This is a genomic window from Duganella sp. GW822-FHT06D06 (assembly GCF_058799615.1).
In genome coordinates this window covers 279,021-305,332 of record NZ_JBXALQ010000006.1, presented here as the reverse complement: position 1 = coordinate 305,332, position 26,312 = coordinate 279,021, and the positions used below count along the sequence as shown (strand labels likewise).

23 protein-coding genes are annotated in these 26,312 nt (G+C 64.9%); 7 read left to right on the top strand and 16 right to left on the bottom strand.

Annotated elements, in window-relative coordinates:
* Positions 1-38: 38 nt before the first annotated feature.
* Positions 39-2,135, top strand: a complete 2,097-nt coding sequence (gene ppk1 / locus AC1RMD_RS14070) for a polyphosphate kinase 1 (RefSeq protein ID WP_492927228.1) — start codon at positions 39-41, stop codon at positions 2,133-2,135.
* A 43-nt stretch (positions 2,136-2,178) separates the two neighbouring features.
* Positions 2,179-2,646: a phosphohistidine phosphatase SixA gene (sixA, locus tag AC1RMD_RS14065; protein WP_492927227.1), complete on the top strand. Its 468-nt coding sequence runs from the start codon at positions 2,179-2,181 to the stop codon at positions 2,644-2,646.
* Positions 2,647-2,887: 241 nt separating this feature from the next.
* Here the strand turns inward: sixA and AC1RMD_RS14060 are convergent, their stop codons facing one another.
* The 3 genes from AC1RMD_RS14060 to AC1RMD_RS14050 form a co-directional block, all read right to left on the bottom strand.
* A complete protein-coding gene (locus tag AC1RMD_RS14060; protein WP_492927226.1) occupies positions 2,888-4,000 on the bottom strand; it encodes a polyamine ABC transporter substrate-binding protein in 1,113 nt (370 codons plus the stop codon).
* 92 nt (positions 4,001-4,092) lie between these two features.
* On the bottom strand, positions 4,093-5,472 hold the full coding sequence (fliD, locus tag AC1RMD_RS14055; RefSeq protein ID WP_492927225.1) for a flagellar filament capping protein FliD: 1,380 nt from the start codon (positions 5,470-5,472) through the stop codon (positions 4,093-4,095).
* Between the two features lie 181 nt (positions 5,473-5,653).
* The gene (locus tag AC1RMD_RS14050) at positions 5,654-7,006 is read right to left on the bottom strand and encodes a CoA transferase (RefSeq protein WP_492927344.1); all 1,353 of its coding nucleotides are present in this window, start codon (positions 7,004-7,006) and stop codon (positions 5,654-5,656) included.
* A 100-nt stretch (positions 7,007-7,106) separates the two neighbouring features.
* Between AC1RMD_RS14050 and AC1RMD_RS14045 the strand changes: the two genes are divergently transcribed.
* Positions 7,107-8,282, top strand: coding sequence for a citrate synthase family protein (locus AC1RMD_RS14045; protein WP_492927224.1), 1,176 nt, complete (start codon positions 7,107-7,109; stop codon positions 8,280-8,282).
* Here AC1RMD_RS14045 and AC1RMD_RS14040 read toward each other — a convergent pair.
* From AC1RMD_RS14040 to alr, 3 genes are all read right to left on the bottom strand, one after another.
* On the bottom strand, positions 8,263-8,583 hold the full coding sequence (locus AC1RMD_RS14040) for a PilZ domain-containing protein (protein ID WP_492927223.1): 321 nt from the start codon (positions 8,581-8,583) through the stop codon (positions 8,263-8,265). The genes AC1RMD_RS14045 and AC1RMD_RS14040 overlap by 20 nt on opposite strands.
* Before the next feature lie 71 nt (positions 8,584-8,654).
* Entirely contained in the window at positions 8,655-10,031 is a 1,377-nt protein-coding gene (gene radA, locus AC1RMD_RS14035) for a DNA repair protein RadA (RefSeq protein WP_492927222.1), read from the bottom strand.
* A 4-nt stretch (positions 10,032-10,035) separates the two neighbouring features.
* On the bottom strand, positions 10,036-11,130 hold the full coding sequence (alr, locus tag AC1RMD_RS14030) for an alanine racemase (RefSeq protein WP_492927221.1): 1,095 nt from the start codon (positions 11,128-11,130) through the stop codon (positions 10,036-10,038).
* Between the two features lie 129 nt (positions 11,131-11,259).
* Here alr and lplT point away from each other — a divergent pair, with 129 nt between their 5' ends.
* Positions 11,260-12,522 (top strand): lysophospholipid transporter LplT, encoded by a 1,263-nt coding sequence (lplT, locus tag AC1RMD_RS14025; protein WP_492927220.1) that lies wholly within the window; start codon positions 11,260-11,262, stop codon positions 12,520-12,522.
* A 111-nt stretch (positions 12,523-12,633) separates the two neighbouring features.
* Here the strand turns inward: lplT and AC1RMD_RS14020 are convergent, their stop codons facing one another.
* From AC1RMD_RS14020 to tsaB, 4 genes are read right to left on the bottom strand one after another with little or no spacing between them, the layout of a single operon-like run.
* Positions 12,634-13,611: a DUF1853 family protein gene (locus tag AC1RMD_RS14020; protein ID WP_492927219.1), complete on the bottom strand. Its 978-nt coding sequence runs from the start codon at positions 13,609-13,611 to the stop codon at positions 12,634-12,636.
* Positions 13,604-14,536 (bottom strand): uracil-DNA glycosylase, encoded by a 933-nt coding sequence (locus AC1RMD_RS14015; RefSeq protein WP_492927218.1) that lies wholly within the window; start codon positions 14,534-14,536, stop codon positions 13,604-13,606. Before AC1RMD_RS14015 ends, AC1RMD_RS14020 begins: the two co-directional genes overlap by 8 nt.
* Positions 14,533-15,003 (bottom strand): ribosomal protein S18-alanine N-acetyltransferase, encoded by a 471-nt coding sequence (gene rimI, locus AC1RMD_RS14010; RefSeq protein ID WP_492927217.1) that lies wholly within the window; start codon positions 15,001-15,003, stop codon positions 14,533-14,535. Before rimI ends, AC1RMD_RS14015 begins: the two co-directional genes overlap by 4 nt.
* Entirely contained in the window at positions 15,000-15,701 is a 702-nt protein-coding gene (tsaB, locus tag AC1RMD_RS14005) for a tRNA (adenosine(37)-N6)-threonylcarbamoyltransferase complex dimerization subunit type 1 TsaB (protein WP_492927216.1), read from the bottom strand. The genes rimI and tsaB overlap by 4 nt, the downstream gene beginning before the upstream one ends.
* 97 nt (positions 15,702-15,798) lie before the next feature.
* Here tsaB and AC1RMD_RS14000 point away from each other — a divergent pair, with 97 nt between their 5' ends.
* A complete protein-coding gene (locus tag AC1RMD_RS14000) occupies positions 15,799-16,227 on the top strand; it encodes a thioredoxin family protein (protein WP_492927215.1) in 429 nt (142 codons plus the stop codon).
* Positions 16,228-16,239: 12 nt separating this feature from the next.
* Here the strand turns inward: AC1RMD_RS14000 and AC1RMD_RS13995 are convergent, their stop codons facing one another.
* Together AC1RMD_RS13995 and AC1RMD_RS13990 are read right to left on the bottom strand one after the other, a co-directional pair.
* Complete coding sequence (locus AC1RMD_RS13995; RefSeq protein WP_492927214.1) at positions 16,240-17,304, bottom strand: MBL fold metallo-hydrolase; 1,065 nt, start codon at positions 17,302-17,304, stop codon at positions 16,240-16,242.
* Positions 17,305-17,393: 89 nt separating this feature from the next.
* Complete coding sequence (locus AC1RMD_RS13990; RefSeq protein ID WP_492927213.1) at positions 17,394-17,762, bottom strand: energy transducer TonB; 369 nt, start codon at positions 17,760-17,762, stop codon at positions 17,394-17,396.
* 185 nt (positions 17,763-17,947) lie between these two features.
* On the opposite strand from AC1RMD_RS13990, the gene AC1RMD_RS13985 reads away from it, so the two are divergent.
* Complete coding sequence (locus AC1RMD_RS13985; RefSeq protein ID WP_492927212.1) at positions 17,948-18,712, top strand: SDR family oxidoreductase; 765 nt, start codon at positions 17,948-17,950, stop codon at positions 18,710-18,712.
* Between the two features lie 42 nt (positions 18,713-18,754).
* Here AC1RMD_RS13985 and AC1RMD_RS13980 read toward each other — a convergent pair whose 3' ends face one another.
* Positions 18,755-19,948: a serine hydrolase domain-containing protein gene (locus AC1RMD_RS13980; protein ID WP_492927211.1), complete on the bottom strand. Its 1,194-nt coding sequence runs from the start codon at positions 19,946-19,948 to the stop codon at positions 18,755-18,757.
* 97 nt (positions 19,949-20,045) lie between these two features.
* Here AC1RMD_RS13980 and AC1RMD_RS13975 point away from each other — a divergent pair, with 97 nt between their 5' ends.
* Positions 20,046-20,531, top strand: a complete 486-nt coding sequence (locus tag AC1RMD_RS13975) for a MarR family winged helix-turn-helix transcriptional regulator (protein WP_492927210.1) — start codon at positions 20,046-20,048, stop codon at positions 20,529-20,531.
* On the opposite strand, the gene AC1RMD_RS13970 is transcribed toward AC1RMD_RS13975, so the two are convergent.
* From AC1RMD_RS13970 to AC1RMD_RS13960, 3 genes are all read right to left on the bottom strand, one after another.
* On the bottom strand, positions 20,528-20,746 hold the full coding sequence (locus tag AC1RMD_RS13970) for a DUF7661 family protein (RefSeq protein WP_492927209.1): 219 nt from the start codon (positions 20,744-20,746) through the stop codon (positions 20,528-20,530). The genes AC1RMD_RS13975 and AC1RMD_RS13970 overlap by 4 nt on opposite strands.
* Positions 20,743-22,929, bottom strand: coding sequence for a xanthine dehydrogenase family protein molybdopterin-binding subunit (locus AC1RMD_RS13965; RefSeq protein WP_492927342.1), 2,187 nt, complete (start codon positions 22,927-22,929; stop codon positions 20,743-20,745). Before AC1RMD_RS13965 ends, AC1RMD_RS13970 begins: the two co-directional genes overlap by 4 nt.
* 104 nt (positions 22,930-23,033) lie before the next feature.
* Positions 23,034-26,156: an EAL domain-containing protein gene (locus AC1RMD_RS13960; RefSeq protein WP_492927208.1), complete on the bottom strand. Its 3,123-nt coding sequence runs from the start codon at positions 26,154-26,156 to the stop codon at positions 23,034-23,036.
* Positions 26,157-26,312: the final 156 nt, after the last annotated feature.

Here is a 26,312-nt window from a genome sequence, read left to right as displayed (position 1 = left end):
GGATAGAATGAGATTAACTGCAAAGTGAACAAAAAGACATGAAGCCTGACTTGCATGCTGAAGTAAACAAGAACTCCGCGTTTCTGGACCGGGAACTGTCGCAACTGATGTTCAACCGGCGCGTGCTGGCGCAGGCCGAGGACAAGAGCATCCCCTTGTTGGAGCGGCTGCGCTACCTGTGCATCGCCAGCAGCAACCTGGACGAGTTCTTCGAAGTGCGCGTGGCCAGCCTGCTGGCGGCCGGCAGCGTCGAAGGTTCGCTGTCGAACCACCCGGCGCTGGTGGCGACGCTGTCGCGCGTCAGCAATGAGTGCCACGCGCTGGTGACCCACCAGTATGAAATCCTCAACCAGGAAGTACTGCCCCAGCTGGCCGCCAACGGCGTGCACCTGGTGCGCCACAACGAACGCAACGAAGCGCAGCGCGCCTGGGTCAAGGACTACTTCGACACCGAGGTGCGGCCGCTGCTGACGCCGATCGGCCTGGACCCGGCCCACCCCTTCCCGCAAGTGGTCAACAAGAGTCTCAACTTCATCGTCTCGCTGTCCGGCAAGGACGCCTTCGGCCGCGGCACGGCGATCGCCATCGTCAAGGCGCCGCGCGTGCTGCCGCGCGTGATCCGCCTGCCCGACCACCTGTCGAAAAGCGGCGGCGTCTCGTTCTGCCTGCTGTCGTCCATCATCCACGCCCACATCTCCGACCTGTTCGCCGGCCGCGAAGTGATCGCCTATTCGCAGTTCCGCGTCACCCGCGATTCCGACCTGTGGGTCGACGAGGACGAGGTCAAGAACCTGCGCCAGGCGCTCAAGGGCGAATTGCAGGGCCGCCAGTTCGGCACCTCGGTGCGGCTGGAAGTGGCCAAGAACTGCCCGCCGGAGCTGTCGCAATTCCTGCTCGACCAGTTCGGCCTGCACCAGAGCCGGCTGTACGCGGTCAACGGCCCGGTCAACCTGGTGCGCCTGACCGAGATCATGGACCACGTCGACAACCCGGCGCTGCGCTTCCCGCCGTTCTACCCCGGCATCGCGCAAAAGCCGGGCAGCCCGGACATCTTCGCCGCCCTGCGCGCCGGCGACATCCTGCTGCACCACCCCTACCAGACCTTCCAGACGGTGATCGACTTCATCCGCAGCGCCGCGCTCGACCCGGCCGTGGTGGCGATCAAGCAGACCATCTACCGCACCGGCATGAACTCGGACCTGATGGAATCGCTGATCCTGGCCGCGCGCTCGGGCAAGGAAGTGACCGTGATCGTCGAGCTCAAGGCGCGCTTCGACGAAGAAGCCAACATCAACTGGGCCGACAAGCTGGAACAGGCCGGCGCCCAGGTGGTGTACGGCGTGGTCGGCCTCAAGACCCACGCCAAGGTGGCGCTGGTGATACGCCGCGAAGACCGCAAGCTGCGCTTCTACGCCCATCTCGGCACCGGCAACTACCACCCGACCACCACCAAGTTCTACACCGACTTCGGCCTGCTGACCAGCCACCCCGGCATCAGCCAGGAAGTCAACGAAGTGTTCATCCACCTGACCAGCCTGACCAAGCCGCACCGGCTGGTGCACCTGTGGCTGGCGCCGTTCGCGCTGCACAACGAGATCATCAAGGCCATCCGCAACGAAGCGCGCATCGCCCGCGCCGGCCGGCCGGGGCGCATCATCGTCAAGATCAACGCGCTGGTCGACGAATCGGTGATCCGCGCGCTGTACGCGGCCTCGAAGGACGGCGTCAAGATCGACCTGATCGTGCGCGGCGCCTGCATGCTCAAGCCGGGCGTGCCGGGCCTGTCGGAAAACATCAAGGTGCGCTCCATCATCGGCCGTTTCCTGGAACACAGCCGCATCTACTACTTCCGCAACGACCTGGCGCACGACGTCATGCTGGCCAGCGCCGACTGGATGAGCCGCAACCTGTTCCGCCGCATCGAGGTGGCCTTCCCCATCCTCGACAAGGCGCTCAAGCGGCGCGTGCTGACGGAAGGCCTGAACCCTTATTTAAAGGATAATATGAACGCCTGGGAGCTGGAAGCGGACGGCCACTACCAGCGCCGCAAGGCGCGCGGCAAGCAGCTGCCCTACAGCGCCCAGCAACACCTGATGGAAACGCTGGGCATGCCCGGCGCCCATCTGGGAGAATAAGCGCAGCGGGATCTTTTTTTCACATGTCGTTCAGGAGAAAACCATGGATCTCATATTGTGGCGGCATGCCGAAGCCGAGGACGCGGAACCCGGCATGTCCGATCTGGAGCGCGAGCTGACCGTCAAAGGTCTGAAGCAGGCGCGCCGCATGGGCCAGTGGCTCGATTCCCAGCTGCCCGACAGCTGCCGCATCCTGTGCAGCCCCGCCGTGCGCACCTTGCAGACGGCCGAAGCGCTGGGGCGCAAGTTCAAGCTCCACACCGACCTGGCGCCCGGCGCCGACGCCGCCGACATCCTCAAGGCCGTCAACTGGCCGGGCAACAAGGATTCGGTGCTGGTGGTCGGCCACCAGCCGACCTTGGGCCAGCTGGCCTCGCTGTTGATGACGGGCGACGACCTGGAGTGGGATATCCGCAAGGCCAGCGCCTGGTGGTTTTCCCAGCGCGACCCCGGCAACGCCATCAGCGTCTACCTGAAAGCGGTGATGGCGGCCGACCTGGTGGTGAAATAAAGTCGGGTTGAGCTTGTAAAGCGGCAACCATCTGCTAAAGTTTAATCGTAACAACTTGAGGGAGGGTTACCATGTTCACCTTACTCACGATGGGGATCTTCGGAGGGATGATCGCCTTGGTAGTGTACGAGCTCATCGAGGAAACGCGCGGCAGCAAACACAAACTGGTCGACCGCTATCACGAATAGCATACGCTTCATTGAAGCACCACGGCATTCCCGCGCAAGCGGGAATGATCCGTTTACAGGCCGGTCTTGAACTTGGTGTAGATGCGGGTAATGTTGCGGCGGATATCAGCCGGCACCGCTTCCGGCGCGGCCATGCGCTGCTTGTCCGTATCCGACAGGAACACCGTCTTGTTGTCGGCGATATCCTTGCGCACGAACTTCAGGCTGGCCGAATTCGGGTTGGCGTAGAACACCTTGTTGGTCAGGCTGGCATGCACCTCGGGCCGCATGATGAAGTTGATCCACAGGTGGGCGTTGTTCGGATGCGGCGCGTCGGCCGGGATGGCCATGGTGTCGAACACCAGCGCGGCCGAGCTCTTCGGCACCAGCACCTCGATCACATTGCCGTTCTTGGCCTCGAGCGCGCGCTGGCGGGCGATGTTGATGTCGCCCGACCAGCCCAGCGCCACGCACACCGCGCCGTTGGCCATGTCGTTGATATAGCCCGACGAGCTGAACAGCGTCACGCTGGGACGGATGGCCTGCAGCAGCTTGCCCGCCTCGGCGTAGTCGGCGGCGTTCTTCGAGTAGGCCGGCTTGCCCAGGTACAGCAGCGCGGCCGGCAGCACCTCGGACGGCGAATCGAGGAAGGACACGCCGCACGACTTCAGCTTGGCCGCGTATTTCGGATTGAAGATCAGGTCCCAGGCATTGTCCGGCATCGGCATGCCGCCCAGCGCGGCCTTGACCTTGTTGACGTTGATGCCGACCGTGGTATAGCCCCACAACCAGTCGACCAGGTACTCGTTGTTCGGATCGATGCCGGCCAGCTTGGCCTGGATCGCCGGATCCATGTTTTTCAGGTTGCCGAGTTTGGATTTGTCGAGCTTGCGCAGCAGCTTGCCGTCGATTTGCAGGCGCGCCCATTGCGCGGTCGGCACCACGATGTCGTAGCCCGACTTGCCGGCGGCCAGCTTGGAATTGAGGATTTCGTTGTTGTCAAACAGGTCATAACGGACCTTGATACCGGTTTCTTTTTCAAAGTTTTTGACGGTATCGTCGGCGATATAGTCCGACCAGTTATAGATGTTGAGGACTTTTTCCTCTTGCGCCTGGGCCGCTGCCTGCCCCGCGCCCGCCATCAAGCCAGCCGCCACCAGCGCCGCACCAACGAACTTCCCTGCCATAGCCCCTCCGAGTGGAATCAATCACAAGCCGTGATGATCGGGCATAGCCAGTTTCGACGCAAGGAATTCGTTAGAAATATCAATCTGATATATCAACCCAGCATGTCGAACAGCGTGCCGGACTTGCCGGCCGTGCCGTTGAGCGCGCTGCCGGCGGCGGTCTGGGCCTGGGCCGTGTACAGCGCCGCCAGCGCCGTCGCCTGCGCCGTCAGCGCCTTGGTCAGCACCGTGCGGCGGCCGTTGATGCTGCTGATCTCGCGCCCCAGCATGCCGGCCTCCTTGCGGATCACGCTGTTGTCCGAGGTCAGCGCCGTGGCCTTGGCCGACAGCAGGTCGGCGATGCCCTTGCCGTTGTTGGTGAACAGCTTGCCGACGGCGGCCGAATCGGTGGCCAGCGCGGCCTTCAGCTTCTTGTCGTCGACCACCAGCTGGCCGCTGCCATCCTGGCTGACGCCGGCTGCGTTGAGCGCCGAGATCGAGACGCTGCCGCCGCCCGTCTTCAGCAGCAGGTTCAGCTGGCTGCTCACCTGGCCCATCGCCGTATCGGATTTCAGGTCGCCTTTTTGCAGCGCTTGCAGCTTCTTGTTCAAGTCGTTGTAGGCGCCGACGAAGGATTTCAGGTTGCTGCCGATCTGGCTGGCGTCCTGGGTGATGGTGACCTCGGTCTTGCCGGCCGCGGTCAAGTTCAGCGTGGCGCCGGCGATGGCCTTGTCGACCGTGTTGCTGGCGCTGGTGACGTCCTTGCCGTCGACGCTCAGGATGGCGTCCATGCCGGCGCTGGCCTGCTTGAGTTTCTGGCTGCCGTCGGGATCGTAGCCGAGCAGGTTTTTCAGCGCGGCGTCGCCGCTGACGCTGATGCGCATGCTGTTGGCCGCGCCGCTCGGGCCGGCGATCGCCAGCGAAAACTTGCCGCCGTCGCCCTTGACCACCTTGACGTCCACGCCGGCCGCCTTGAACGCGGCGGCGATACCGTCCAGCGTATTGTTGCTGCCATCGATGGTGACGGACTTGCTGGCCGCCTTGCCGTTGAGGGCAAAGCCCTTGTCGCCGCCGGCCGTGCCGAAGTCGATCTTGACGGTGGTGCTGGCACCCGAACCGAGCTTGGCGTCCGCCGCCGCAAACGCATCGCTGGTAAGAAACTGCCCCTGCGCCAGCTGCTTGACCTCGACCGCATAGGTGCCGGCCTTGGCGCTGCCGGTGGAAGCGGCGGTCAGCACATTCTTGACCGAGGTGGCGGCGCTGGTGCTCAAGCCGCTGCCGGTCAGGCCGGAAGCGATCTGCTGGAAATTCGCCAGCGCGCTTTGCAGCTGGCCGAGCGCCGACAGCTTGGTCTGATCGTTCTTCAGCGTCGCATTGAGCTTGGTGGCGGCGCTATTCTGCGACGCCATGGTTTGCTGGACGCGATTGTAGATATCGTTCGACACTGTCGGACTGCCGGTACTGCCGCTGGATGTAATGCTGGAGGTCGCCATGATCCGTTCCGCCTGAATTGGTTACATAGTATGCAACATCCATAAAAAATCAAAGCACCGAACAGACACCTTTTTCCCTACCACATCGGGGTCAAGTCTGACATTCGGACACGAGCTCAACCATAGCAAGCTCGCTATGGTTGAGCTCGTGTCCGAATGTCAGACTTGACCCCGGTTTTTTTTACCAACTTGGCGGCGAGGAGCCTAGCTCGCTGGCGGGCCGCGTCCATGTCATCGGCGCGCCGGGGATCGCCACCGGCGGCCGGTAGCGCTGCGCCGGGCCCCACGCCGTCTGCTCCAGCGCGGGCGCCAGATCCGCTACGCCTGCCGTCGCCAGCGGCAGTGCGTCCGCTGCCCCCTCCTGCGGCGACAGCTCTGTCAGCAGCAAGGCGGTGCGCGCCAGCGACAGGCGCGCCTGCGTCGCGCTGCCTTCCGCAACACGGTTCAGCAGCCCGCGCACCACCGCTGCCGCGGCCAGATAGCCGGTCGCGTGATCCAGCGCCTGCACCGGCAAGGGCACCGGCTGGTCCGCGCCCCGCCATTGCATGCCGCGCTGCGCGATGCCCACACTCATCTGCACCAGGCTGTCGAAGCCGCGCCGTCCGCTCAACGGCCCGGACCAGCCGTACGCATCCAGCGCCACATCGACCAGTCCAGGATTCAACTGCCGGCGCGCTTGCTCGCCATAGCCCAGCTTCTCCAGCGCATCCGAACGATAGCCGTGCACCAGCACATCCGCCCCGGCCAGCAATTGCTCGAACACTGCGCGGTCCGGCGCCAGCCGCAGATCCAGCCGCGCGCAGCGCTTGCCCAGTGTTACCTCCGGTATCACGCCCGGCTCGTTCCAGCCCGGCGGATCGATGCGCAGCACATCCGCGCCGTAGCCGGCCAGGAAACGTGTCGCCACCGGCCCGGCCAACACCCGCGTCAGGTCCAGCACCTTCAGTCCCGCCAGCGGACGCGACGGCGTCGGCGCCCAGCCCGTGTTGAAACTGCCGGCCTGCGCGGCGAACGCGATCAAGGGCTCGGCCGCCACCGCCCGTCCCTGCTGGTGCGCCGCCCACTCCGCGCTGGAGCGCATCTGCGCCGCGCAACCGCCCTGCGCCACCACCGCCGCTTCGAGCTCGGCGCCGCGCCAGCCGGCCACCGCCCGCGCCACGGCATCGCGTTCGACCGGCGCCTTCAGCACCGCCAACGCCGCGTCGCGGTGATGCGGCGCATTGGTGTGCAAGCGTATCCAGCCGTCGGCGGTCGGATAGTCGCCGGCCACCGGGTCCCACAGCGGCGGCAGCGCCCACCCCAGCGGACGCAAGGACCAGCTGAACCACAACGACGCCAGCCGCCGATCGACCACCACCTCCGCCGGCCGCCCGCCCTGCGCCGCGATCAGCTGCCGCACCGCCAGCGCCGCCGCGCCCACCGACGCCGCCGCCAGCTCCGTCACCGCATAGCAGGACGGCAGTTCGCCCTCGCCGCTGAACCTCACGCACTCCCGCGCCGACAACGACAGCGCGGACGAAATTGCCTCCAACATTTTAGACATGAGCGCTCCAGGAATTGATATGCTGTCCCAGCTTAGGACCGCCCACAAGGGGCGTCAATCTTGACTTGAAGTGTCAACATAGGAAACCGAGATGGTCTGGATGACAGCGACGGAAGCGCTGAAGCTACTGAATGTCCGCCCGCAAACGCTGTACGCCAACGTCAGCCGGGGCAAGATACGCGCCAAGTCCGACGAGGCCGATCCGCGCCGCAGCCTCTACCACCGCGACGACATCCTGCGCATGGCCAGGCGCAGCAACGGCCGCCGCAAGATCGAAGCGGTCTCCGCGCAGGCGATGCAGTGGGGCGACCCGGTGCTGCCGTCCGCCATTTCCACCGCCGCCGACGGCCGCCTGCTCTACCGAGGGCACGACGCCGTCGCGCTGTCCGAAACCGCCACGCTGGAAGAAATCGCCGATTTACTGTGGGAGGCCGAGCCCGGCCAGGTGCGGGCAGCCGCTACATCACCCGCCCGCGCACAACCCGCCATCGCACCACCGACCAGCGCACTGGGCGCCGGCCTGCTGGCGCTGGCGCTGCGCAGCGCCAGCGACGCCCCCTCGATCGACCGCCCCGCCGCCGACCTGCGCGCCGAAGCTGCCGCCATCCTGGCCACGCTCACCCAAGCGATGATCGGTCCCGCGCCCGCAGGCGACCCAAGCGCCACCATCAGCCGCCGCCTGGCCCTCGGCTGGCAACGCCCGGCGTCCGAAGACCTGCTGCGCCGCGCGCTGGTGCTGATGGCCGACCACGAACTGAACGCCTCCACCTTCGCCACCCGCGTCGCCATCTCGACCGGCGCCTCGCTGGCGGCCGGCGTGCTGGCCGGCTTCACCACGCTGACCGGCCCGCTGCACGGCGGCGCTTCGGCCGAATTCGCCCAATTGGCCGCCGCCGCCCGCGAACACGGCGCCGAGGCAGCCGTCGCCAGCTGGCGAACCGGCGGCCGCGCGCTGCCCGGCTTCGGCCACATGCTGTACGCCGAAGGCGACCCGCGCGCCCGCGCCCTGATGAAATTACTACCGGAATTGCAGCCGCACACAGACCTCGCCGCCGCGGCCGAAGCGCAGGCGGGGGAATTGCCGAACATTGATTTCGCGCTGACCTTGCTGGCCGCCGCCCACGGGCTGCCGGATGACGCGCCGTTCATCCTGTTTGCGCTGGGCCGCTGCGTCGGCTGGCTGGCGCATGCACTCGAACAAGTGCAGGCCCGCCGCCCGATACGCCCCAGGGCCCGCTACGTCGGGCCTAGCGCAGGAACTTGTTGATGGCGCTGGCGTTGGCCGCGTCCAGATTGAGGAACTGGTAACCGATCTTGAAATGATCGCCGCTGAAAATGCAATAACTCACCTTGGAACGGCAGGTCAATATCTGCGGCTTTCCGTCGAGGAACAGCTCGAACGTCACATTGCCCATATGCCCCACGGCCAACTTGTGCTCGAACGTTATCGACAAACCATTGGCGCTGATATCGAGCGTGCGTCCCGGCTGTGGCGGCATGCCGTCCATCGCCGCCACTACCTTGGAGCGCAGGATCTTGCGCGCTACTGACCTCTGATCAACTAACACTATCTATCCTCTTGTACGTTTGCGTTACCGATTATTCAGTATTGATGATTACAACACGTAACAATACAACGTTATTGGATTTCGCGCAGCTTATTGAAGGCATCGTCGATGCGATCGACCGCGATGATGGTCATGCCCTCGATCGGCTGCTTGGGCGCATTCGCGGTCGGTATCATCGCCGTCGAGAAGCCCAGCTTGGCCGCCTCGCGCAGACGCTCCTGTCCACGCGGCGCCGGCCGGATCTCGCCGGCCAGCCCCACCTCGCCGAACACCACGAAACCACGCGGCAGCGGCTTGCTGCGCATCGAAGAATTGATCGCCAGCAGCACCGCCAGATCGGCCGCCGGCTCGGTGATCTTGACCCCGCCCACCGCGTTGATGAACACGTCCTGGTCGAAGGCCGCGATGCCCGCGTGGCGGTGCAGCACGGCCAGCAGCATCGCCAGCCTATTCTGCTCCAAGCCGACCGACAAGCGGCGCGCATTAGGCAGATGGCTGGCATCGACCAGCGCCTGGATCTCCACCAGCAAGGGGCGCGTGCCCTCCTGCGTCACCATCACGCACGATCCCGGTACCTGGTTGTCATGCTGCGACAGGAACAAGGCCGACGGATTCGACACGCCCTTCAAGCCCTTCTCCGTCATCGCGAACACGCCCAGCTCGTTGACCGCGCCGAAACGATTCTTGATCGCGCGCACCAGGCGGAAGCTGGAATGGTTATCGCCCTCGAAATACAGCACCGTATCGACGATGTGCTCCAGCACCCGCGGACCGGCCAGCGCGCCTTCCTTGGTCACGTGGCCGACCAGGATGATGGTGATGCCGGTCTGCTTGGCCACGCGGGTCAGCTGCGCCGCGCACTCGCGCACCTGCGCCACCGAACCCGGCGCCGAACTGAGCGCGTCCGAATACACGGTCTGGATCGAATCGATCACCGCCACTTCCGGCTTCAGGTCGGCCAGGGTGCCGAGGATTTTCTCCAGCTGTATCTCCGCCTGCAGTTTCAGATCGCGGGCGTCGATGTTCAGCCGCTTGGCGCGCAGCGCGATCTGCGCGCCGGACTCCTCGCCGCTGACATACAGGACTTTTTTCAGATGCGACACATTGGCCAGCGCCTGCAACAGCAAGGTCGACTTGCCGATGCCCGGATCGCCGCCGATCAGCACCACGCCGCCGGCCACCAGGCCGCCGCCCAGCACGCGGTCGAACTCCTCGATGCCGGTGCCGAAGCGCGGCACGTCGATGGCGTCGATATCGGCCAGCGACAGCACCGGCGCGGTCTGCGCCAGCGACATGTGCTGCGGTTGCGAGTAACGGTTGTTGCCGCCCGCCTCGACGACGGTCTCCACCATCGTGTTCCACTGCTGGCAGGACGGGCACTGGCCGGTCCACTTGGTGGCCGTGCCGCCGCAGTCGCTACAGGTGTAGTTGGTTTTTGCCTTGGCCATCGGTTCAGCCTTCCACAACCGGCACGCGCTGCGCCAGGGCGCACATCAGCTCATAGCCGATGGTGCCGGCCGCCGTCGCCACGTCGTCGATCGGCATGCCGCGGCCCCACAGCGTGACCTTGCTGCCGACGCCCGCCGACGGCAGGTTGGTCAGGTCGACGGTCAGCATGTCCATCGACACCCGGCCCACCAGCGTGCTGCGCCCGCCATCGACCAGCACCGGCGTGCCCATCGGCGCGCTGCGCGGATAGCCGTCCGCATAGCCGCAGGCCACCACGCCGATGCGCATCGGGCCCTCGGCCTGGTAGCGGCTGCCGTAGCCGACCACGTCGCCGGCGACGATGTTCTGCACGCCGATGATCTCGCTGCTCAGCGTCATGGTCGGCTCCAGGCCGAACGATGCCGCCGTGGCGCCGCCCGGCGAGCCGCCGTACAGCATGATGCCGGGACGGATCCAGTCGTTGCGCAAGGTTTGCTGGTGCATCAGCACCCCCGCCGAATTGGACAGGCTGCGCGCCCCCGCCAACCCTGCCGTGCCCAGCTCGAAGCGGCGCACCTGCTCGGCGATCGGCAGCAACGGATGCTCGGCGTCGTCGGCGTTGGCGAAGTGGGTGATCATGGTGATGCTGCCGACGCAGGAAATCGCGCTCAGGCGCGCATGCGCGGCGGCGTAGGCGTCCGGCATGAAGCCGAGCCGGTTCATGCCGCTGTTCATTTTCAGATGCAGGTCAAATTTGATGCCGCGCGTCGTCAGCGCCGCTTGCGCCGCCTCCAGCCACGCCAGCTGCTCGTCGCAATGCACGGCGGCCTGCAGGTTGTAGCCGGCCATGGTGTGCAAATCGGCCGGATCGAAGAAACCCTCCAACAACAGGATGGGCTTTTTCCAGCCCAGCTCGCGCAGGCGCACGGCGTAGTCGACTTCCACCAGCGCCAGGCCGTCGGCGTCGGCGAAACCGCGCATCGCCCGCTCCAGGCCGTGGCCGTAGCCGTTCGCCTTGAGCACCCCCCAGGCCTTGGCGCCGGGCGCATTCGCCTTGGCGCGCGCCAGGTTATGCTTCATGGAATCAACGTGGATGGTTGCGAGGATCGGCCTAGGCATAAGCAATTTGAGCAGAATAATGGAAGGCCGTATTTTACCGTGTAGCGACCTGACTGCACGGCTCAATTCTTGGGGATACGATCAAAGCATGGTATAAAGCAAGCCAGATAAGTTTTCAGGCACCCCAGAATGAATCGTGGTTTCTATACCATTATGGCAGCGCAATTTTTTTCGTCACTGGCGGATAATGCGTTGCTCTTTGTTGCGATCGACCTGCTGGTAACAATGAAGTCCCCGGCATGGATCACACCATTGCTGAAACTCTCATTTACACTCTTTTACGTGCTGTTGGCAGCATTTGTCGGCGCCTTCGCCGATTCAATGCCCAAGGGTAAGGTCATGTTCATCTCCAACCTGATCAAGGTTGGCGGCTGCCTGCTGATCTTCGCCCACGTCCATCCGCTATTGGCCTATGCGCTGGTCGGTTTTGGCGCCGCGGTCTATTCGCCGGCCAAATACGGCATCCTCACCGAGTTACTGCCGGCAGAGAAACTCGTGGCCGCCAATGGCTGGGTCGAGGGCTTGACCGTGATGTCGATTATTTTCGGCACCGTCCTGGGCGGCAAGCTGGTCGGCGGCCAGATGTCGTCCTTCCTGCTCGGCTTTGACTTCCCGATGGTCGACACCGGCATCGACACCGCGCCCGAAGCGGCGCTGTGCGTGGTGGTGTTCATCTATATGCTGGCGGCGCTGTTCAACACCCGCATCCCGGACACCGGCTGCGTCTACGGCCACCAGGAACGCAACCCGATCAAGCTGATCACCGACTTCGCCAACTGCTACGGCCTGCTGTGGAAAGACAAGCTGGGCCAGATCTCGCTGGCGGTCACCACGCTGTTCTGGGGCGCCGCGCAGACCTTGCAATTTATCGTGCTGGAATGGGCCAACCGCACCCTCAAGCTGAGCTACGAACAATCGACCAGCCTGGTCGGCGTGGTCGCCGTCGGCGTCGCGCTGGGCGCGGTGCTGTCGGCGCGCTTCATCTCGCTGCGCAAATCACTGAACGTGATCCCGATGGGCATCGCCATGGGCGTCATCGTCATCAGCATGGTGATGGTGAAATCGGTGGCGCTGGCCTATCCGCTGCTGATCCTGGTCGGCCTGCTGGGCGGCTTCTTCCTGGTGCCGATGAACGCGCTGTTGCAACACCGCGGTCACGTGCTGATGAGCGCGGGCCACTCGATCGCGGTGCAGAACTTCAACGAAAACCTGTCCATCCTGACCATGCTGGCGGTGTACTCGCTGATGCTGCGCGGCCACCTGAACCTGGACGTCATCATCGTGCTGTTCGGCCTGTTCCTGGCTGGCACCATGTACTTCATCATGCGCAAGCATGCGGCCAACCAGCGCGAATTCGATTCGGTCGCGCTGATCGGCGAGCTGAAACACTGACAGCCGCTTAAGAAGGCGTTTCAAAATGAGCGTGGCTAGGCGCGGCGACGAAGACAGTGCGCCTGCACGGCAAGGAGCTGCAACGACGCCACGGTCATTTTGAAACGCCGTCTAAGCCGGCAGCGCCCCGGCCTGGCGGAGCTGCGCGGCTTGCGCGCGCCAATTGTCGGGCACCACGAAGCCACGGCGCCGCTCCACCAGCCACTCCCCCTGCTGTTCCAGCACCGCCACCATCACCGGCGCGGCCACCTGCGCCATGTGCTCGTGCAGCGCGGCCAGCAGTTCATCCTTGCTCATCGCGCTCGACTCCAGCGGCAACTTCAACGGCGCCAACCAATGCAGGCGCGGCATGATGGCGTAGCGCTCGCCTTGCAGTTCAGCGGCGTGTTGCAGCGTGATCCAGAAGCCGTTGCAATGCGGCTGGGAGATGCCCGCCATCGGCTCTGCGCCCTCGCCGCCCGGATAGAACAGCCAGCCCTTGACCAACGCCTGCGCGCGCGCCACCGGCTGCGGCAGCAGTGGCTGGGCGGCCGGATGGCTGGCCAGCGAGAGTTGCTTGTCGAAGATCTTGCGCATCTTGGCGCCCAGCGTGTCGGCCAGGTTGGGGCCGATCAGGCCGTTGAAATCGGCGCCGGCCTCGCTGGCGTCGAGCAGGTAGAACTTGGTGGCGAATTCATAGTGGACCAGGTCGTCGCCGTCGCGCAGCAGGAAGTCGAATTCGCCGACGGTGTCGTTGCGGCTGGCGCGTACCTGCAGGCCGTGGGCGACCAGCTTGCCGTGTTCGGCAAAATAGAAGGCCATCAGCTTTTCCGCGTACAGGCCGAGGCGCGAATAGTGGCGCGTGCCCAGCGCGGCCTCCAGCGGAATCGGATCCTGCTCCAGCGCGGCCAGCCAGTCGGCCGTTTCCGGCGACATGGCGCCCAACGTGGCGATGCGGCCGTGCCAGTGCGGCGAGGCCGGGTCCAGCAGATCGGGGGCGTCCAGCAGCCAGGCCAGCGCGCGTACGTGCGGCCGGGTCAGGTGCCCCCAGCGCTGCTCGAAGCGAGTTTGATAGCTGTCGGCCGGCGCGGCGGGCGGCAGGCTAGTCACGGGCGGCCTTGGCGAGACACAGGTCGCCCCAGGCTTTGGCCTTGTCTTCCGGCTTGCGCAGCAGGTCGTCCGGGTGATAGGTCGCCACCACCGGCAGCTGGGCGGCGCCGTAGCGCATCACCTTGCCGCGCGCGGCCGGTCCCATCATCAGACCCTTGGCGGCATGCTGGCCGAAGGTCATGGCCATGGTCGCGCCGGTCAACGCCAGCTCGCGCTCCAGGAAGGGACGGCAGGCCAGCAGCTCCTCGCCGCTCGGCGCGCGGTCGGCGCCATCGGGGCCGGATGGACGGCATTTGACCAGGTTGGTCACGTAGACGTCCGCCTCCGGTTTCAGGGCGATGGCTTTCAGCATATTGTCCAGCAACTGCCCGGCCTCGGCGGCGATCGCCTGGTTTTCCTTTTCGTCCAGGCGCGACGGCGCGGCCGCGATGGCGATCCAGCCGGCGTCGGCGGCGCCACGGCCGTTGACGGCGTTGCGGCGGGTATCGCACAACGCGCAGCGGGTGCAGGTGGAAACGGCGGTCTTCAACGCGGCCCAGTCCATGGCGGCGATGGCGGCATCGCCGACCGGCTCGGCGCGGGCCGGTACCGGCGCCTCGTCGAACCAGGCGGTTGAGTCTTCGTCGGCCATGGCGAGAGGTTCCTCTGCGGCCGACGGCTCGGGGACGAACGATGGCGCGGGCGTCGGCGCAGTCGCAGGCGCTGGCACCGGGATAGGAACAGGCGACGGCGCTGGCGTCGGAACGACGACGGGCTCTGGCGGCGGCGGTGCCGGCGGCACTTCAGGCGCCACCGCTACCGGCTCCTCGGCCACATCAACCTCAACGGCCGCCTCTTCGCTGACTGGCGGATTGCGCAACTTCCATTGCACGCCCACGCCCATCTCATCGAGGAACACGGTGCTGCGGGCTATCGTCTGACTCATAAACTGAACCGCATAACGATTGCGTCCTCGCGTTGCTGATTGGCGGCCGGGTAATAGCCCTTGCGCCGACCGACGTGTTGAAATCCGTAGCGCTGATAAATCTCCAGCGCCCGCGTGTTCGATGGCCGCACTTCCAGCAGCACCGACTCCATGCCCAGCCCGCGCGCGCACGCCACGGCCTGGTTCAGCAGGAACCGTCCCAGGCCCTGCCCCTGCTTCTCCGCCGACACCGCCACGTTCAGCAAATGCGCCTCGTCGACGATCCCCATCAGCAGGAAATAGCCCAGCAAATCGCCATGCTGGTCGCGCAGCACCCACGCCTCGTAGTTGCTGTTGAGGGAATCGACGAAATTGGCCATGCTCCAGGGATGCGGATAAACGCTCTCCTCCAGCGCCACCACATCGAGCAAATCGGTTTGCCGCATCGGCTCATAGTTCAGTCGCGCCAGGTCCCACATCTGCTTCATGCGCCACCTTCAGCGGCTTTGGCGGCCGCCATGTCGCGCCGCTCGGCCTGGGTGTAGGCGATCTTGTTACGCAAATACAGCGGCTGCGCCTCGGCCGCCGTCACGGTCGCGCCGGCGGCAAAGGCCAGCGCCGCCAGTTGCGCGACCTGCTCCGCATGCGGCATCACCTCGGCGAAGCCGCCGCCGGCAAACGCCTCGGCATAGGCGGACAAGCCGTTGCCGCAGGCGACAGGCGCGCCCTGCGGCTGCACGCCCTCGGGCGCCGACAGCGCAGGCGGCAGCACCGCCTGCGGCGCCGCGCCGTCCGCAAAGCGGTACTGCGCCCAGTACACCTCGCCCATGCGCGCATCCAGCACCGCCAGCACGTCGGCGGCGCCGTGCCGCTGATGGCAGGCCAGCGCCATCGCGTCCAGCGTCACCACCGGCACCACCGGCAGGTTGCCGCCGAAGGCCAGGCCCTGGGCGATCCCGCAAGCGGTGCGCACGCCGGTGAACGAACCGGGGCCGGAGCCGAAGGCGATGGCGTCGCAGTCTTTCAAGGCGATAGCGGCTTCGGCCAGCAGCTCCTGGATCATCGGCAGCACCGATTGCGAGTGGGTGCGCACGCCCGAGGACACGCGGCTGATGACGGTCTCGCCGCGCAGCAGCGCGACCGAGGCCAGTTCGGAGGAGGTTTCAATGGCGAGAATAATAGGCATGCCGTATTTTAACCTGCCGCGCTGGCAGGCGCGACCCCGCGCGGGGATGTAGAATACGCCCCTTAGGCACAGAGCCCGCCGTCAGCCCACGAATACCATGCACAGTGTGACCCTGAATTCCGAGAATCGCGCAGAGATCGCCGCCGCCCTGGCCGGCGACCGCTGGATCGTGGCCTGCCTGTGCGCGGCCTGGTGCGGCACCTGCGCCACCTACCGCGCCACGTTCGAGGAACTGGCCGCGCGCCATCCGGACAAGTTCTTCGTCTGGATCGACATCGAAGACCACGCCGACGTAGTGGGCGACCTGGACGTGGACAACTTCCCCACCCTGCTGCTCCAGCACCACGAACTGGTGGCCTTCTTCGGCACCATGTTGCCGGACGCCGCGCTGGCGCACCGCCTGGTGCAAGCCAAGTCCGCGCTCAGCGACGCCGAACTGGCCGAACTGGCCGTCAGCAGCGAAGAACGCCGCCAATGGCAAGCCGACTGCAACCTGCGCACCTTGATGCGCAACGCGCAGGCCTGAACGCCGGCGTCATCAAACGCTGTCGGAAGCTACCGGCAGCGCCTCGGATTTCCAGCGCAGCATGCCGCCGGCCAGGTTGGCGATCTGCGTGAAGCCGGCCTTGGCCAGCAGCACGCTGGCCTGGGCCGAACGCACGCCCGAGCGACACACCGCCACCACCGGCCGCGCGCGGTCGAACTCGTCGACCCGGCCCATCAACTGCGACAGCGGCACCAGCCGCGCGCCGGGCACGTGGCCCAGTTCGTCGATGAACTCCGGCGCCTCGCGCACATCGACGATCTGCGCCTCGGCCAGATGCTCCAGCAGCACCATCGGCTCGATCTCCCACACGCCGCTGAAGCGCAAGGTCAACGGCGCCCAGGTCGGCGCATCGGGCGCGGGCTGGTTGCCTTCCGGCTGGCCGCAGCGCATATTGGCCGGCACCGCGATCGCGATCAGCTTCGGATGCGGCAGGTGCAGGTTGTTCATGTGCCCGGCAAAGTCGCCCTCGTCCACATCGCCGCCCAGGCGCGGATTGAAGCGGCGCTCTTCCGCCACGCTGGTCACGGTGATGCCGCGATAGTCGTGCGCGGGATAGAGCAGGCAGGCCTCCGGCAAGCTCAGGATCTGCTCCCGCACCGAAGCAAACAACTGCTGCGGACTGCCCTGCTGAAAATCGGTGCGGCCGCAGCCGCGTATCAGCAGGCTGTCGCCGGTGAAGGCCATGCTCTGGTCATCGAGCACAAAGGTCAGGCAACCGTTGGTGTGGCCGGGCGTTGCCCGCACCGTCAAGTGGCGGCTGCCGAAATCGATACGGTCGCCATGGCGCAGCGGACGGTCGGCCAGCTCGGCGCCCGCCGCCTCCGCCAGCGCAATGCGGCTGCCGCAGCTTTGATGCAGGCGCCAGGCGGCCGTCACATGGTCGGCGTGGACGTGGGTATCCAGCGTGGCCAGTAGACGCAAGCCCAGCTCCTTCAACAGCGCCAGGTCGCGCGGCGCCTGCTCGTATACCGGGTCGATCAGCAGCGCCTCGCCGCCGTCGCCCAGCAGATAGGTGTAGGTGGAGGAAGTCGGATCGAACAGCTGGCGAAAAATCATGATGGCGGCAATCTGAATAAAGTGATCGAGGTAGCCCTCAAGCTTAGTCTGATTGGGCACTCATGCGCAAGTGGCGCCGAATCTCGTGCCTAGCGGCCAAAGACATACACCGCCTTGCAGTCATCCCTAACGGCATCCGGCTTGAATCTGGAGCGTTTGACGGAATTGACCGCGGCCGCATCAAAGACTTGGGGCGGCGCCGATGCTTCAACGGCGACATTCCGGCTATGTCCTTTGCCATCCAGGTCGAATCGGACCACAACCCAGCCGACTGCGCCCGAGCGAAGGGCTTCCTTGGGAAAAATCGGCATCGCAGAACGCTCTATTTCATGCGCGCACTGCTCGCTTTTTTCGAGCGTCGGAGATTTGTCCGGGTCCGCGCCAAAAGGCGTTGCCGGCGTTCCAGCCCGCGCCAGCGCGCAACTTGCGACGAGGGTGGCGACTAAAAGATGACGCATCAATGGTTTCCTAGGTAATTGCCGATCAGGGTGCGGCAGGATAGCACTTCGCATCATCGAAAAAATGCGCGGATTGTCACGCCACCTCGACGCCGGCGCGCTGCAATTGCGCAGCAAGAAACGGGTAGCCCGCCATCCCCCACCTCCCTATGCTGAAGCCTTTCCATCACACCAAGGGGAACACCATGCATCAGCTATCAGGGAAAGTGGCGATCGTCACCGGCGCAAGTTCGGGCATCGGCTACGAGACAGCCAGGTTATTCGCGCGTGAAGGTGCAAAGGTGGTCGTGACCGCGCGCCGCCAGGCCGAACTCAATGCGCTGGTCGCGGACATCGAAGGTGACGGCGGCGAGGCGGTCGCCGTCGCCGGCGACATCCGGGACGAACATCTCGCGCGGGCACTGGTGGAAACGGCGGTCGGCCGCTTCGGCGGGCTCGATATCGCCTTCAACAACGCCGGCATGACGGGCGAGGCCGTCCCGGTGTCCGACATTTCCATCGAAGCCTGGCAGGCCATCGTCGACACCAACCTGACCAGCGCCTTCCTCGGCGCGAAATATCAGCTGCCAGCCATGATCAAGCGTGGTGGCGGCTCCATCATCTTTACCTCGACCATCGTTGGCAGCACGGTCGGCTTCCCTGGCATGGGCGCCTATGCCGCCAGCAAGGCCGGCTTGATCGGCCTGATGCAGGTCATCGCCGTCGAGTATGGCGGCCATGGCATACGCGCCAACGCGTTGCTACCCGGCGGCACCGACACGCCGATGGGCAGGGCCAGCGCCAACACGCCCGAAGCGCGTGCCTTCGTCGAAGGCTTGCACGCGCTCAAGCGTTTAGCGCTGCCGGAGGAAATCGCCCGCTCGGCGCTCTACCTGGCCTCCGATGCATCGAGCTTCACCACCGGATCGAACCTGATGGTGGATGGCGGCAACTCGGTCAACCGGACGTGAGTAACACCGCTGAGTGATTAAGCGGGCGGGGCCGCCCATCAGCTACCGCCGTGCCAATTGAAAAAGGCGATTGGCGATATTCTTGACGGCGATTCTATTTTCCGCCGAAGCGCTGACGTTCGTAAATACCGCCACGCCACTGCGCGTGAGCGGATTCAAATAGACGGCGGTAAAGACACCAGGATCGCCGCCCCAATGGTTGGGCATCGCCTGTCCGTTCAACGGCGATTCCATCCACCCCAGCCCCTGACCACTTAACCAGGCAGGCAGTCCGGCAGGCGTCTGCATATCCAACATCTGCGCCATGGCCGACGCTCCCAACACCTTAACGCCCCCCGACTGACCAGCGTTTGCCGATGCGGCGATGAACCTCATGAAATCGCTGATCGACGACCGTAACATGCCAACCGGCCAATCTGGAAAACCGACGGGTTCAACAGCTACCAGCGCCCCATCTACCAGGTCATACGCTTTGGCGCTGCGCAATCTGGGGGTGTCCTTGATCGTCCAGCTCGTAGAATCCATGGCGAGCGGCGCAAAAATATCTCTACGCGTCTGTTCGCGCATGTCCACTCCGCCGATGCGACCAGCGAGATGCCCCAGCAAGGCGAAGCCCACATTGCTGTAGCCCCACGTTGACGCCGGGGGAACGGCTGAGAAACATTTCGCTTCCGAGTAATGGCCTCCGTCGGGCGTGAGATATTGCCTGAGGAAGTCGGGTAGGGTTTGATCGGCATCGCGGCCATGCTGTCGGAAATCGATTTCGTAATAGCGGGCGTCGGAAATACTTGATGTGTGCGTCAGCAGCTGTCGGAACGTGATTGCCCTTTCGCTAAATCGCGGATTGAAAACGGGGAAATCAAGATGGCCCGCGATAGATTCATCCAACGTGAGCTTGCCCCGCTCCGCCAGTCGCATAATCATGGTGGCGGTCACGACTTTTGTAACCGACGCAATATGAAACATCGTGTCGGCGGTCACTGCCCTGTGCTGGGCGATATCGGCCATGCCGTAGCCTTGAGCAAATTGCACAACACCATCGCGGGCAAAGCCGACGGCCAGTCCTGGGATATTGGCCGTCCGCATTTCGCTCCGGATAAAGAGCTCCAGATCGGAGGCCGGCGGCGCCGGATGCTCTCCCATAGCGACGGCCGGCAACAACAACGCCGACAGTCCTGCGCCAAGAAAAGCACGCCGAGAAATCGGGAACGCAGGTTTGGGTACATGGACTGGCATGTTTCGCTCGCTCTACATGGAAGTGGTACAAACTGGAAGCTACATGATATTATGCGTAGGCACCTACATAAATGTCAATTTAAAAAATAGAAAGTTCATGAGCATGCAAGATTATTCGCGGCTTGCCGGCGGAGCGGCGATCGGCGCTAGGCTAAGGCGTTTGTCGGAAAGCCTGGACGGAGACTCGACACGGGTGTACGCCGCATTGGGAATTTCGTTTGAGCAGCGCTGGTTTGGCGTGCTGAACCAATTAGCCATGAAAGAATCCGCCACCGTCGGGGACCTGGCGGCGACGCTGAAAATCACGCATGTTTCCGTGAGCCAGACACGGCAATCGCTTGAAAAAGCCGGGATCGTGAGGTCTCAGTCCGACCCCGAGGATGCCCGCAAAAAGAAAATCATGCTCACTGCGGAAGGTAAGCGACTGGTCGCAAAGCTGCGGCCAATCTGGGCTGCTTTTGACGAAGCGGCCCTTGAACTGAACGCTGAGTCGGATGACGTCGTGGCGTCGCTAAACAGGCTCGACGACGCTCTGGAGCGGCAATCTATCTTTGAGCGCATCATGGCCCGCATTGCCCGCTAAGATATTTGCACCGCCGAGTGATTACGCGGCGTGGCGTCTTCATGAAACAGGTCAGCCAGGTACTCGCATAGTTCATGCTCCGCAAGCTCGCCTGGCACGATGAAATCCGCAGGCCGCCGCTTGCCTTCGGCGCCGAAGTAATACGCCCGCCACGCGCCCTCCTCGCCACGGATCGCGATCAGCCGCCCAAACACTTTGAAGCGCAAGTCCTTCATAGCGTCAGCGGCAGGCTGCGCAGGCGCTTGCCGGTCAACTTGAACACCGCGTTGGCCACCGCCGGCGCGATCGGCGGCGTGGCCGGTTCGCCCATGCCTTCGGGATGCCCGGCGCTCGGCATGATGATGGTCTCCACCTCGGGCGCCTGGTTCATGCGCACCACCGGATAGTCATGGAAGTTGGTCTGCTCGACCTTGCCATCCTTGATCGTCACCGCGCCGAACAAGGCCGCCGACAGCCCGAACACCACCGCCGATTCCACCTGCTGCGCGATGATATTGGGATTGACGGCGATGCCGCAATCGACCGCGCACACCACCCGGTGCACGCGGATTTCCGTGCCCTCGACCGACACCTCCGCCACCTGCGCGACGATGGTGCCGAACGACTGGTGCAGCGCCACGCCATGCGCGCGGCCCGCCGGCGCAGCACCGGCCTTGGCCACCGCCGCATCCAACACCGCCAGATGGCGCGGGTGCCGCTTCAGCAAGCCGCGCCGGAACGCCACGCTGTCCTTGCCCGCCGCGTGCGCCAGTTCGTCGATAAAGCTCTCTTTGAAAAACGCATTGTGCGAATGCCCGACCGAACGCCAGTACCCCAGCGGCACCGGGCTATCGACGATCACATGGCGGACGCGCTGGTTGACGAACTCGTACTGCATATCGAACTCGCCTTCGGCCGTGGTCTTGTCCGGCCCGGCGGCCGGCAAGCCCAGGTTCCGCTTGAAGAACTGGTGCGACACCGAACCGCTGGCCGACTTGTTGTCGTAGCCCAGCACATTGCCCGCCGCATCCAGGCTGGCGCTGAAGCGCGCCAACGCCGCCGGGCGGTACACGTCGTGCGTGGTGTCGTCCTCGCGCGACCAGATCATCTGCACCGGCAAGCCGCGCGTCTCCCTGGCCAGCGCCACCACCTGCGCCACCATGTCCACATCCAGCCGCCGTCCGAAGCCGCCGCCCAGCAGGGTCACCACCAGCACCACCTTGTCCTCCGGGACGCCGGCCACCTTGGCCGCCGTCGCCACCGCAAAACCGGGCGACTGGGTCGGCGCCCACAGGTACACATAGCCGTCCTTGACCTGCGCCGTGCAGTTGATCGGCTCCATCGCCGCATGCGCCAGATAGGGCGCGCGATACTCAGCCGTCAAAGTTTTGGCGACGCCGGCGACCTTGCCCTCCACCGCATCCATGTCGCCGTCCTTGAAGTAGGCGTGGCCCGATTCCGCATCCAGCCTGGCCGCGAACTCCGCGTAGATGGCGGCGCTCGACATACTGGCCCGCTCGTCGGTCGACCACTGTACCGGCAAGGCCAGCGCGGCCTGTTTGGCCTGCCACCAGGTCTTGGCCACCACCGCCACGCCGGCGCCGGCGCCGGTCCTTGCCGGCAGCACGCCGGAAAAATCAACCACCCGCATCACGCCCGGCATCTTCAGCACCGCATCCGTGTTGACGCTGGCGACCGTGCCGCCGATCACCGGCGACATGCGCACCGCCGCATACACCATCCCCGGGGGACGCACGTCGAGGCCGAACAGCGCCGTGCCGTTCACCTTGGACGGCGTGTCGCGGCGCGGCTGCGCGCGGCCGATCAGTTTGAAATCCTTGGGCGCCTTCAGGCGGATCTCGCCCGGCGACGCGGTGGCGGCGGCAACCGCCAGCGCGCCATAGGCCAGGCGCCGGCCGTCGGCATGGATGACGGAGCCGTCTTCGGTGCGGCAGTCTTCCAACCGCGCATTCCACTGTTTGGCGGCGGCGGCGACCAGCATCGCGCGCGCGGCGGCGCCGGCTTCGCGCATCGGCTGCCACGCATCCTTCACGCTGGACGAGCCACCGGTAATGACCAAGCCCAGCTCGCGCGCCACCTTGCCGACGGTCCAGCTGACCACCGCTTTCAGGTCGCCGTTGTCGTCCGGATGGAACGGCAGGCCGTCCTTGAGCATCGCGATATTGCCGTAGATTTTATCGGCCGGCGCCTGCACCAGCCGCACCGCCGACAGCGGCACGTCCATCTCTTCGGCCACCAGCATCGGCAAGGCGGTGTGCACGCCCTGCCCCATCTCGCTGCGCGCCATGGCCACGCTCACGGTGCCGTCGGGCGCCACCGCGACCCAGCCATTGAGCGCGATCGACGCGCCGCCCAGCAGCATCGGATGCGAGGCATGCAGGCGCTGCCTCGGCGGCATCGCGCCCCAGCCCACGATCAGCGCGCCGACCGCGGCCACGCCGCCAAAAATAAAGCGCCTGCGCGTGCTTTTCAACGATGGCTGCACTGGGGTCTCCGATGGTTTTATGGTTGGTGCCAGCGTGTCAGCAAGTCTTGCGCTGCCACCGGCTTGCTGTAGAAGTAGCCCTGCGCCAGGCGGCAGCCGTGGCGCAGCAGGAAGGCCGCCTGTTCCTCGGTCTCCACGCCCTCCGCGATCACCGACAGGTTCATGCTCTTGCCCAGCTGGATAATGGCGATGGCGATCGCCTCGTCATTGACGTCGGTCGAAATGTCCTTGATGAAGGAACGGTCGATCTTCAAGGTCTGCACCGGCAGCTGCTTCAGGTAGGCCAGCGACGAGTAGCCGGTGCCGAAATCGTCGATCGCCAGGCCTACGCCGATCGAATGCAAATCGTTGATGAAGACCATGGCGTCGCCGGTGTTCATGATCACCGACTCCGTCACCTCCAGTTGCAGGCGGTCCGGCGCCATGCCGGTTTCGTGCAGGATGTCGGCCACCATGTTGACGATGCTGCCGCGCTCGAACTGCTTGGCCGACAGGTTGACCGCCATCTTCGGCACGTGCAAGCCGGCCTCCTGCCAGCGCATCATCTGGCGGCAGGCTTCTTCCAGCACCCACTTGCCCAGCTGGTTGATGAAGCCGGTATCCTCGGCTAGCGGGATGAAGCGGATCGGTGGGATCAGGCCCAGTTCGGGATGATTCCAGCGCACCAGCGCCTCCACGCCGATCAGGCGGCCGGTATCGATTTCCACCTGCGGCTGATAGTTGAGGAAGATCTCGTCCTTCTCGATCGAGCGGCGCAGGAAGGTCTCCAGCCGCAGGCGTTCGACGCCCTCGCCCGTCATCGACGGCGTGTAGAAACTGTAGCCGTTGCGGCCGCGCGCCTTGGCCTGGTACATCGCCACGTCGGCATTGCGTATCAGCATATTCAGGTCGACCGCGTCTTCCGGGAACACGCTGATGCCGACGCTGCAGGTGACGAACAGCTCGTGGCCGGCCACCATGAACGGCTGCTCGAACATCTGCACCAGCTTCTCGGCGACCTGGCTGGCGCCGAACTGGTTCTCGATATTCTCCAGCAGTACGATGAACTCGTCGCCGCCCAGGCGCGCCAGCGTATCGCCCTCGCGCAGGCGTTCGAGCAAGGCCTTGGCGACCTGCTTGAGCAGCTCGTCGCCGATGTGGTGGCCCAGCGTGTCGTTGACGTTCTTGAAGCGATCCAGGTCGATGAACAACAGCGCCAGCTGCTCGCCGTCGCGCGCGGCGCGCAGCAAGGCGTGCTGCAGCCGGTCGTGGAACAGCAGGCGGTTCGGCAGCGCGGTCAGCGGATCGTGGTGCGCCAGGTGGTCCAGCTTTTCCTGCGATTCCTTGGCCTTGGTGATGTCGCTGAACACGCCGACGTAATGGGTGGTCTCGCCGCGGGTGTCGCGCACCGCGCTCACCGTCAGCCATTCCAGATACAGCTCGCCGTTCTTGCGCTTGTTCCAGATCTCGCCGCGCCAGAAGCCGCTTTCCACCTGCTCCCGCCACATGCCCGAATAGAACTCCGCGTCGTGGCGGCCGGAGCGCGTCAGCGTGCGGTCGTGGCCCAGCGCTTCCTGCTCGGTGTAGCCGGTGATCTGCGTGAAGGCCGGATTGACCGCGACGATGGTGCCGTGGGCGTCGAGCACCACCACGCCGTCGGCGATGTGCTCGATCACGGTGGCCGACAGCAGCAGCTTCTCTTCCGCCTCCTTGCGCGCGGTGATGTCGGCATACACCCAGATGCTGCCCTCGTTGGCGCGCTTGTTGTCCAGCGCACAGCCGCTGACCATGCACCAGAACAGGCTGCCGTCCTTGCGGCGGTAGTGGCGCTCTTCGTTGAAGTAGTCGCCTTCCGACAGCGACGGATACTGGCGCGCGCCGGCCGATTCGAAATCGAAGGTGTTGGGGAACACGATGGCGGTCGAGGCGCCGGTCATGGCGCCCGGCTCGTAGCCGAACAGTTCTTCGCAGCGGCGGTTGACCGAGACGATCTGGCGGTTACGCACGAACATCACGCCGAACATCACGTTGTCCAGGATCGCGCTCTGCTCGGCCAGCAGCGCCTCGATGCGCATCTCGTTGTGCTTGCGCTGGCTGATGTCGGAGATGATGCCGTCCACCCAGGGCGCGTTGCCGACGCCGTCGTGCGGCTGCGGCTGGCCATTCTCGGCCACCCAGTGCTCGGTGCCGGCGGCGTCCACGATGCGGTATTCGACCTCGTAGGGCTGGGCGCCGCGGATCGCCTCGGACACCGCGCGGCGCTGTTTCTTGCGGTCTTCCGGCGCGATCAGGTTGGTCCACGAATGGGTGGTGCTGCGCATGAACTGGGCGGCCGAGTAGCCGGAAATCTCCTCGATGGCGTCGGAGACGAAATCGATCGGGCCGTCCGGACGGAAGCGGAACACCGCGCCCGGCACCTGCGTGACGATGGTGCGGAAGCGCTCCTCGCGCTGGCCGATGTCCTCGAACAGGCGCTTGATCGCCACCCGCATCTGCTCCAGCTGGCCGGCCAGGCGGCCCAGCTCGTCGTTGCCGACCAGGTCCAGCCGGGTTTCGAAATCGCCGTGCGACAGGCGGTCGGAGAAGCGCATCAGCTTGCGCAGCGGCTTGATCAGGCGGGAATTGAGGAACAGCACGATCAGCAGCAGCGACACCATCAGTTGCCCGGCCAGCACGAACACATAGGACAGCTGCTTCTCGCGCAGCTCCTGCTGGCTGCGGGCGTCGTCCATCTCGACCGTGATGCGGCCGATGCGCTCGCCGCGCACCAGGATCTCGCGCTCGGCGCGGAACACATTGCCGGTCGCCTGGCGCGGCGAATGCACGCTCATGAACTGGGTGTCGGCCTGGCCGACCACTTCCACCTGCAGCACCGACTGGTCGCGCATCACCGATTCGACCAGCGAATGGGCCGACTCGGCATTCATATTCCACAGCGATTCCTGCATGCCCAGCGCCAGGATGTCGGCATTGCGTTGCAGCGACTCCTTCAGCGTGGCGCGCGCCGACTGCTGCTCGTGCACGCCGATCAGCAGATAGCTGCCGATGATGGCCGGGATCACCAGGCCGCCAAACACCACCAATAACAGCGCACCATAGATCGATAGACCGTACAGGGCGCTGAGCCGGGTACGCATCCGCTGGTAGAAGGCGCTAATCATGCACCGGTACGTTGTAGTGATAAGTTTGCATCATCTGTTTAAAATTGGTTAGTCGCGCAAACTTTTAGCTTACTAACTGGAATTATGCACGGAAAATCATCGAAAAGTCATGGGCCAAGCAAAAAACCCACAGGCAGGCTATCATCGCGGCTCAAT